The sequence below is a fragment of the Pseudoalteromonas sp. Angola-30 genome (genome assembly GCF_028599215.1).
Taxonomy (GTDB): Bacteria; Pseudomonadota; Gammaproteobacteria; order Enterobacterales; family Alteromonadaceae; genus Pseudoalteromonas; species Pseudoalteromonas atlantica.
Genome location: NZ_JAQREI010000022.1, coordinates 51,714 through 57,961, shown reverse-complemented (window position 1 = coordinate 57,961; position 6,248 = coordinate 51,714). Strand labels below are relative to the sequence as shown.

The following is a 6,248-nucleotide window of genomic DNA, read 5'->3' as shown; positions in this document are numbered from 1 at the left end:
TGAAGTTTTACTTAACTCTGTGAGCAGCTTGTGCCTCGCTATGCGTTGGCGTTCCCCGTCTCAGTGGGGTCGCATTATAGGGAGAACAGATTTTTACGCAAGCACTTTTTTAAAGAAAAACCAAAAAAAAGCACTGTTCGGTCAATATGTGAACTAAACCCTCTATAACTGGTAGTTTTATAATCAAAACCGGCCTTTTCTGGCCTATATTTAAGTGTTGCTGTTACACTCAAGCGACTATAACTGGTATTTAAAAGGTATATATATGGCTATCCGTTCTTATAAAGGTGTGACTCCTTCTTTTAATTCGTCTGTTTATGTTGATGAGTCGTCTGTTTTGGTAGGAGATATTACGATTGGTGACCACTGTAGCGTATGGCCTTTAGTGGCAGCGCGAGGAGATGTTAACTATATACGTATTGGTGAACGTACAAATATACAAGACGGTAGTGTTCTTCATTTATCACGCGCGACTAAAAGTAACCCAGATGGTTACCCACTTATTATTGGTGATGATGTGACAGTAGGACACAAGGTGATGCTGCATGGATGTACGCTTGGAAATCGTATACTTGTCGGTATGGGCGCTATTGTAATGGATAATGTAATAGTAGAGGACGACGTTATTATTGGTGGGGGTTCATTAGTGCCGCCAAATAAACGATTGGAGTCTGGTTATTTATATGTTGGTAGTCCAGTAAAGCAAGCCCGCCCATTAACAGAGCAAGAGCTTGCCTTTTTAAAAGTATCGGCAGATAACTATGTGCAATTAAAAGACGAGTATTTAGCAGAGATCAACTAGATTCACTTCTATCTGCCCTGCCGAGTTATAACTTTCATCTTCTATAAGTTGCTCGGCACATTCTTCGTAATCGAACCGATATTTATCAAAATGCTGCGTTGCGTGGCTTTCATCTTGAAGCCCTAGCTTTCGTAAATCTATAATACACTCCACCAGCATCCCTGTTACTTGTGCAAAAAAGACTAGTTGGTGGGAAGGTTCTCTAAACTCGAGTCTATCTATAAACTGTATGGCTTGATTCATTTAAGCATGCCTTGTTTTAGTGCTTTAACAACAGGAAGTATGGCGGGCATTTTATTACGCCATACATAATATGCCTGTGCGGCTTGGCCTACTAACATACCACTGCCATCTAACAGCTTAGCGTGGTTATTATGCTCTGCAACCCAGTTCATAAATACGGTATTTTGCTGGGAGTAAAACATATCGTATGCCACCGTGCACTGACTTAGGTGTTTTTCGTCAAGTGCTGGTAACTCGTTGTTCATACTGCTAGAGGTAGAATTTACAATAAGTGAGTAATTGCTTACTGGTAATGTATCAAACCCATAGCCTGTTACCTTGCCATATTCAGCAAATAGTTGCGCTAAGTCTTGCGCTTTTTTTGCCGTGCGATTAACAATCGTTATTTCAGCTGGGTTACGCTCAAGTAGCGGTAGTATTACTCCTCTTGCTGCGCCACCAGCACCAATAATTAAAATACGCTTATTGGTAATTGTCACTTCATTGGCAAGTAAATCATTAACAAAGCCCACGCCATCGGTGTTATCGCCTAATAAAGTGCCATCATCGCGTTTTTTAAGTGTATTAACTGCACCAACAATTTTAGCAAGTGGGGTGAGTTCATCAGCCATGGCATACGCTTGCTCTTTAAATGGCATAGTAACGTTGGCACCTATCCCGCCTTGCTCAAAAAAGGTGGTTACTGTTTTTTCAAAGTGATCGATAGGTGCTAATATTGCGCGGTAGTCGATTTGCTCGCCCAAAGATACAGCAAATTGTTTATGTATCGCGGGGGATTTTGAATGTTTGATTGGATTTCCAAAAACCGCATATTTGTCCATTTTAAAGCAACCTCTTTGCAGTTGTACACTGCCTATTAACGATGATAAGTAATATGATTAAACGACTTTTTTCAAAATCTAAACCAGCTCCTGAGCAACCAGCGCCCACTCCTGAGCAACCAGCGCCCACTCCTGAGAAAACACCGTATGAAATTATTGGTGGAGAAGCAGGTACCCGTGCTATTGCTAATAGATTCTACGACATAATGGCCAGCGATGAATACGCCAAACCATTATATGATATGCATCCTCTGCCATTAGATAGAATTCGCCAAGTATTTTTTGAGTTTTTATCAGGTTGGTTAGGCGGCCCTAACCTATTTACTGAAAAACATGGCCAACCTATGCTGCGCAAACGCCATATGCCTTTTACTATAAATAAAGACCTGCGCGATCAGTGGATGTATTGCATGAATAAAACCCTCGATATAGAAGTAGACAACCCCCTACTGCGCCAAGGGTTAAAGCAATCTTTTGGACAACTTGCCACCCATATGATTAATGAGCACTAATTGTAACTACTTAGTAAAAAGGCGCTGTTAAGCGCCTTTTGTTAGGGTTTGTTGACCTTTGCGGATTAAACAGCCCCTATCTTAATTTAATATTTATAACTGCCACTCTCTGGCTATCAAATCAGTAGGTTTAGTGCTTAGCCACTCTTGTGGACGTAAATAGTATTGATACAAATTAGCCTCTGCGCTGTCGGGCGCGGGCTTATAATTGTATTCCCAACGCGCCAGTGGCGGCATCGACATTAATATAGACTCTGTGCGCCCACCGCTTTGTAAGCCAAATAGAGTACCTCTATCCCACACAAGGTTAAATTCTACGTAACGACCGCGGCGATACAATTGAAAGTCGCGCTGCTGTTGCGTGTATTCGTCATTTTTACGACGCTCAATAATAGGTAAGTACGCATCTAAAAAGCCATTACCAACCGATTGCATAAATGCAAAGCTCTGCTCAAACCCTAGCTCGTTTAAGTCATCAAAAAATAAGCCGCCTACACCGCGTGTTTCGTCGCGATGCTTTAGGTAAAAATATTCATCACACCACGTTTTGTATTTTGGATACACTTGTTCACCAAATGGTGCACAAATGTCGTGTGCGACTTGGTGCCAATGCTGTACATCTTCAAAAACGGGGTAAAAAGGCGTTAAGTCAAACCCTCCGCCAAACCACCAAATAGGCTCTTCGCCTTTTTTTTCAGCTATAAAAAAGCGCACATTGGCATGACTTGTAGGAACATGTGGGTTTTTTGGATGAATAACTAATGAAACGCCACATGCATGGAAGCTTCGCCCTGCAAGCTCAGGCCTATGAGCGGTCGCAGAGCCCGGCATAGATGCACCAAACACATGCGAGTAGTTAACGCCGCCTTGCTCTATTACATTACCGTTAGTGGTAACACGCGTACGCCCGCCACCGCCTTCGGCACGTTGCCAGCTATCTTCTACAAATTTTGCATTGCCATCGGCCTGCTCTAAACCTTGGCAAATGGTGTCTTGCAAAGCCATAAAATACGCTTTTACTTGTTCTAATAATTCGCTTTGCATATTAACCTCTAAATACTTTGCCGGTCATGGCATCTTTAATTGTGCTTGGCTGCGTGTTGCCCCCTAAGGGCTCATCAATGTAACAGCCTACCTTATCTGCAAATTGCTGCTTGGCTTGTTCAATACTTGTTACGGTTGGCTGTCCGGTTAAATTAGCACTAGTGGAGACAAGAGGCTTGCCTAATTGCTGGCATAAGCGCTTAACACTTGGATGATCAGTAACCCGTACTGCAATCGTATCAAACTGCCCTGTTAACCATTTAGGCGTATTTTTAGCTGCAGGCATTACCCAGGTAATAGCACCGGGCCAACTAGAAAAAATATCAGCGCGCTTGTCCATTGGCAGCTTTACATCGTCAACATACTTTAATAACTGGCCGTAGTTATCGGCGATTAAAATAAGGCCCTTTTCAACGGGACGCTGTTTTATTTTTAGCAACTTCTCAACAGCTTGCTGATTATCTGGATCACACCCTAAACCATAGACAGCTTCAGTAGGATATAAAATAACTTCACCTTGCTCTAAGCAAGATATAGCCGTAGGCAATGTAGAAAGGTCTGACAAAATATGCTCCAGAAATTTATATTAATCAGTAGTGGTAAGTTTATGCAGGCAACTTTTTTGTGGGCACTGTAGCACAGTACCATTGGCCATTTTTTTCTCAATAACAAGCGGCCAATCGCACTTAGGGCATGGCTTGGCTATGGGTTTGTTATTTAGAGTATATTTACAGCTTGGGTAACAATCGCATGAGTAAAACGTTTTACCAAATTTATTGCTGCGTGCAACTAGCTGCCCTTTTTTGCATTTAGGACACCCAGGTAATACATCATCGTTATTATTAGGTTCGTCATCGTGGGCGATATAATGACACTCAGGGTACCCTGTACACCCAATAAACATACCATAACGGCCGTTTTTAACCACCAGCGGTTTTGTGCACTGTGGGCAGGCAGAATCTTCAAGCACCTTTATTTCGTTGCTGTCGTGATGCGCTAATGGGCGAATAAAGTCGCATTTAGGGTAACTCGCACAACCCAAAAAAGGACCTGTTTTAGAGTTACGGATCACTAATTCAGAACCACATTGCGGGCAGACTTCGTATTCTTTTTCTAAGGCGTGTTTATCCGCCGAGAAAAGCGAATGGTCGATTTTACTCATGAGGTTCCTAATGGGTTGCTGAATTTTCGCCTAATATACCCAAACCACTTAAAGATACAAGCTGTGCATATATGTTTAAGTGGTTTGGCATACAATTTTAATGTAGAAGTTCGGTGGGTTCGTCAAATATAAGGTCTTCCATCTGCTCGTAAGCCTCTTCTGAGCCAGGTACGTTAAATAACACCATAAGCACCACCCACTTTAAGTCGTCGAGCGAAATATAGGGTTTATCTAATGCGGCAAGGCGGTCCATAACCATTTCACGGGTTACACTGTTAACCACCCTTATTTGCTCTAAAAACATCAAAAAGCCACGGCATTCAACGTTTAACATTTTGCATTCGCTATCGGTAAAAATACGCATTGCTTGGTGAGGCTTTGTAATTAAGTAGGGCGACTCGTCGCTGCGTTGTAAATCGGCCAATTGTTCAAGCCAGTTTAACGCTTTATAAATTTCGGTCTTATTAAAGCCCGCGCGAAGTAATTCATCGGTAAGCTCGTTTTCTTCAATATAAATATCGGCTTCACTGTGAATGTAGTTTTCAAAAAGATACATGAGAATATCAAACATATTACCTTCCTGTGCTTAGCTTTATATACCCGTCTAACACTCGCTCTATTTCGTCGTCTAACTCTAAGTCGAGCAACCTTGCCAGCACTTTATCAATTGGCCACTTGGCGCGACGTACAATTTCATCAACACTGGTTACCTCATACCCTATACTATTTAACACCTCACACTGTGACTGTTTATTTACAGGCTCCTCTTTATTATATAGACCGCTTTGATAAGAAAAGCTCACCTCATCTAAAATATCTGTTACATTTTCGACTAACTTAGCGCCCTGCTTTATTAAAAAGTGACTCGCTTGCGATAATGGGTTTTTAATAGAGCCTGGTACTGCAAACACTTCTTTATTTTGTTCAATAGCGTAACGTACCGTGATCAATGAACCGCTTTTAATTTCAGCCTCTACAATAACCACGCCTAAAGACAGACCAGATATAATACGGTTTCTGCGTGGAAAGTTATGCGCATTAGCGGCGGTACCCGGTAAAAACTCGCTTATTAATAAGCCATGCTCTAATACTTGGTCTGTTAATAATTTATGGCGTTTGGGGTAGTAAATATCAACCCCTGTCCCTAATACACCAATTGTTTTGCCATTATTGGCCAATGCGCCCTTGTGCGCGGCACCATCAATTCCCCGCGCCATGCCCGAGGTAACGGTAATACCAGCTAAAGTAAGCTGATAAGCAAGCTCTGAGGCTATTTCGAGCCCCGTAGGGGTCGCGTTTCTACTGCCAACAATGGCCACTTGCGGGCTAGATAACAGCGATATATCACCTTTACAAAATAACAGTAAAGGGGCACTGGCTATGTGTTTTAGCTCGTTTGGGTATAGCGCATCAAAAATACACACCACTGTAATATTAAGCTGCTGTATTTGTTGCTCGTAATGGTTTACTTGCTGCCAATTGGTATTGAGTAAGTTGCAGGCTTGGTTTTGGGTAAGGCCAAGCTGTTGTAATTCACTTTGGTTTAAATCAAATAATGATTCGAGGGGGTGAGTATGTGATAAGGCTAACAGTGTTTTAATACCTAAGCCTTTACACATATAAAAGGCAAGCCAGTGGGCTAGCTTGCCAGATGACTGATCCAT

9 protein-coding genes are annotated in these 6,248 nt (G+C 42.1%); 2 read left to right on the top strand and 7 right to left on the bottom strand.

Annotated features, from left to right (window positions below; all coding sequences use genetic code 11):
- Positions 1–265: 265 nt before the first annotated feature.
- Positions 266–802, top strand: a complete 537-nt coding sequence (locus PSH54_RS18955; protein WP_029773008.1) for a gamma carbonic anhydrase family protein — start codon at positions 266–268, stop codon at positions 800–802.
- Here the strand turns inward: PSH54_RS18955 and PSH54_RS18950 are convergent.
- Together PSH54_RS18950 and aroE are read right to left on the bottom strand one after the other, a co-directional pair.
- The gene (locus PSH54_RS18950) at positions 785–1,045 is read right to left on the bottom strand and encodes a DUF1488 domain-containing protein (RefSeq protein ID WP_024031321.1); all 261 of its coding nucleotides are present in this window, start codon (positions 1,043–1,045) and stop codon (positions 785–787) included. The two genes, PSH54_RS18955 and PSH54_RS18950, sit on opposite strands and share 18 nt — an antisense overlap.
- Positions 1,042–1,866: a shikimate dehydrogenase gene (gene aroE / locus PSH54_RS18945; RefSeq protein WP_273588041.1), complete on the bottom strand. Its 825-nt coding sequence runs from the start codon at positions 1,864–1,866 to the stop codon at positions 1,042–1,044. The genes PSH54_RS18950 and aroE overlap by 4 nt, the downstream gene beginning before the upstream one ends.
- 53 nt (positions 1,867–1,919) lie before the next feature.
- On the opposite strand from aroE, the gene PSH54_RS18940 reads away from it, so the two are divergent.
- Positions 1,920–2,378 carry a group II truncated hemoglobin gene (locus tag PSH54_RS18940; protein WP_273606836.1) on the top strand — a complete coding sequence of 153 codons (459 nt, stop codon included), beginning with the start codon at positions 1,920–1,922 and terminating at the stop codon, positions 2,376–2,378.
- 93 nt (positions 2,379–2,471) lie between these two features.
- Here PSH54_RS18940 and hemF read toward each other — a convergent pair whose 3' ends face one another.
- The 5 genes from hemF to dprA form a co-directional block, all read right to left on the bottom strand.
- The gene (gene hemF / locus PSH54_RS18935) at positions 2,472–3,422 is read right to left on the bottom strand and encodes an oxygen-dependent coproporphyrinogen oxidase (RefSeq protein WP_273606835.1); all 951 of its coding nucleotides are present in this window, start codon (positions 3,420–3,422) and stop codon (positions 2,472–2,474) included.
- Position 3,423: 1 nt separating this feature from the next.
- Positions 3,424–3,987: an L-threonylcarbamoyladenylate synthase gene (locus PSH54_RS18930; RefSeq protein ID WP_054983829.1), complete on the bottom strand. Its 564-nt coding sequence runs from the start codon at positions 3,985–3,987 to the stop codon at positions 3,424–3,426.
- Positions 3,988–4,008: 21 nt separating this feature from the next.
- On the bottom strand, positions 4,009–4,584 hold the full coding sequence (locus PSH54_RS18925; RefSeq protein ID WP_024032146.1) for a DNA topoisomerase family protein: 576 nt from the start codon (positions 4,582–4,584) through the stop codon (positions 4,009–4,011).
- 97 nt (positions 4,585–4,681) lie between these two features.
- Entirely contained in the window at positions 4,682–5,155 is a 474-nt protein-coding gene (locus PSH54_RS18920) for a DUF494 family protein (RefSeq protein ID WP_029773004.1), read from the bottom strand.
- Between the two features lies 1 nt (position 5,156).
- Positions 5,157–6,248, bottom strand: coding sequence for a DNA-processing protein DprA (gene dprA / locus PSH54_RS18915; protein ID WP_004588035.1), 1,092 nt, complete (start codon positions 6,246–6,248; stop codon positions 5,157–5,159).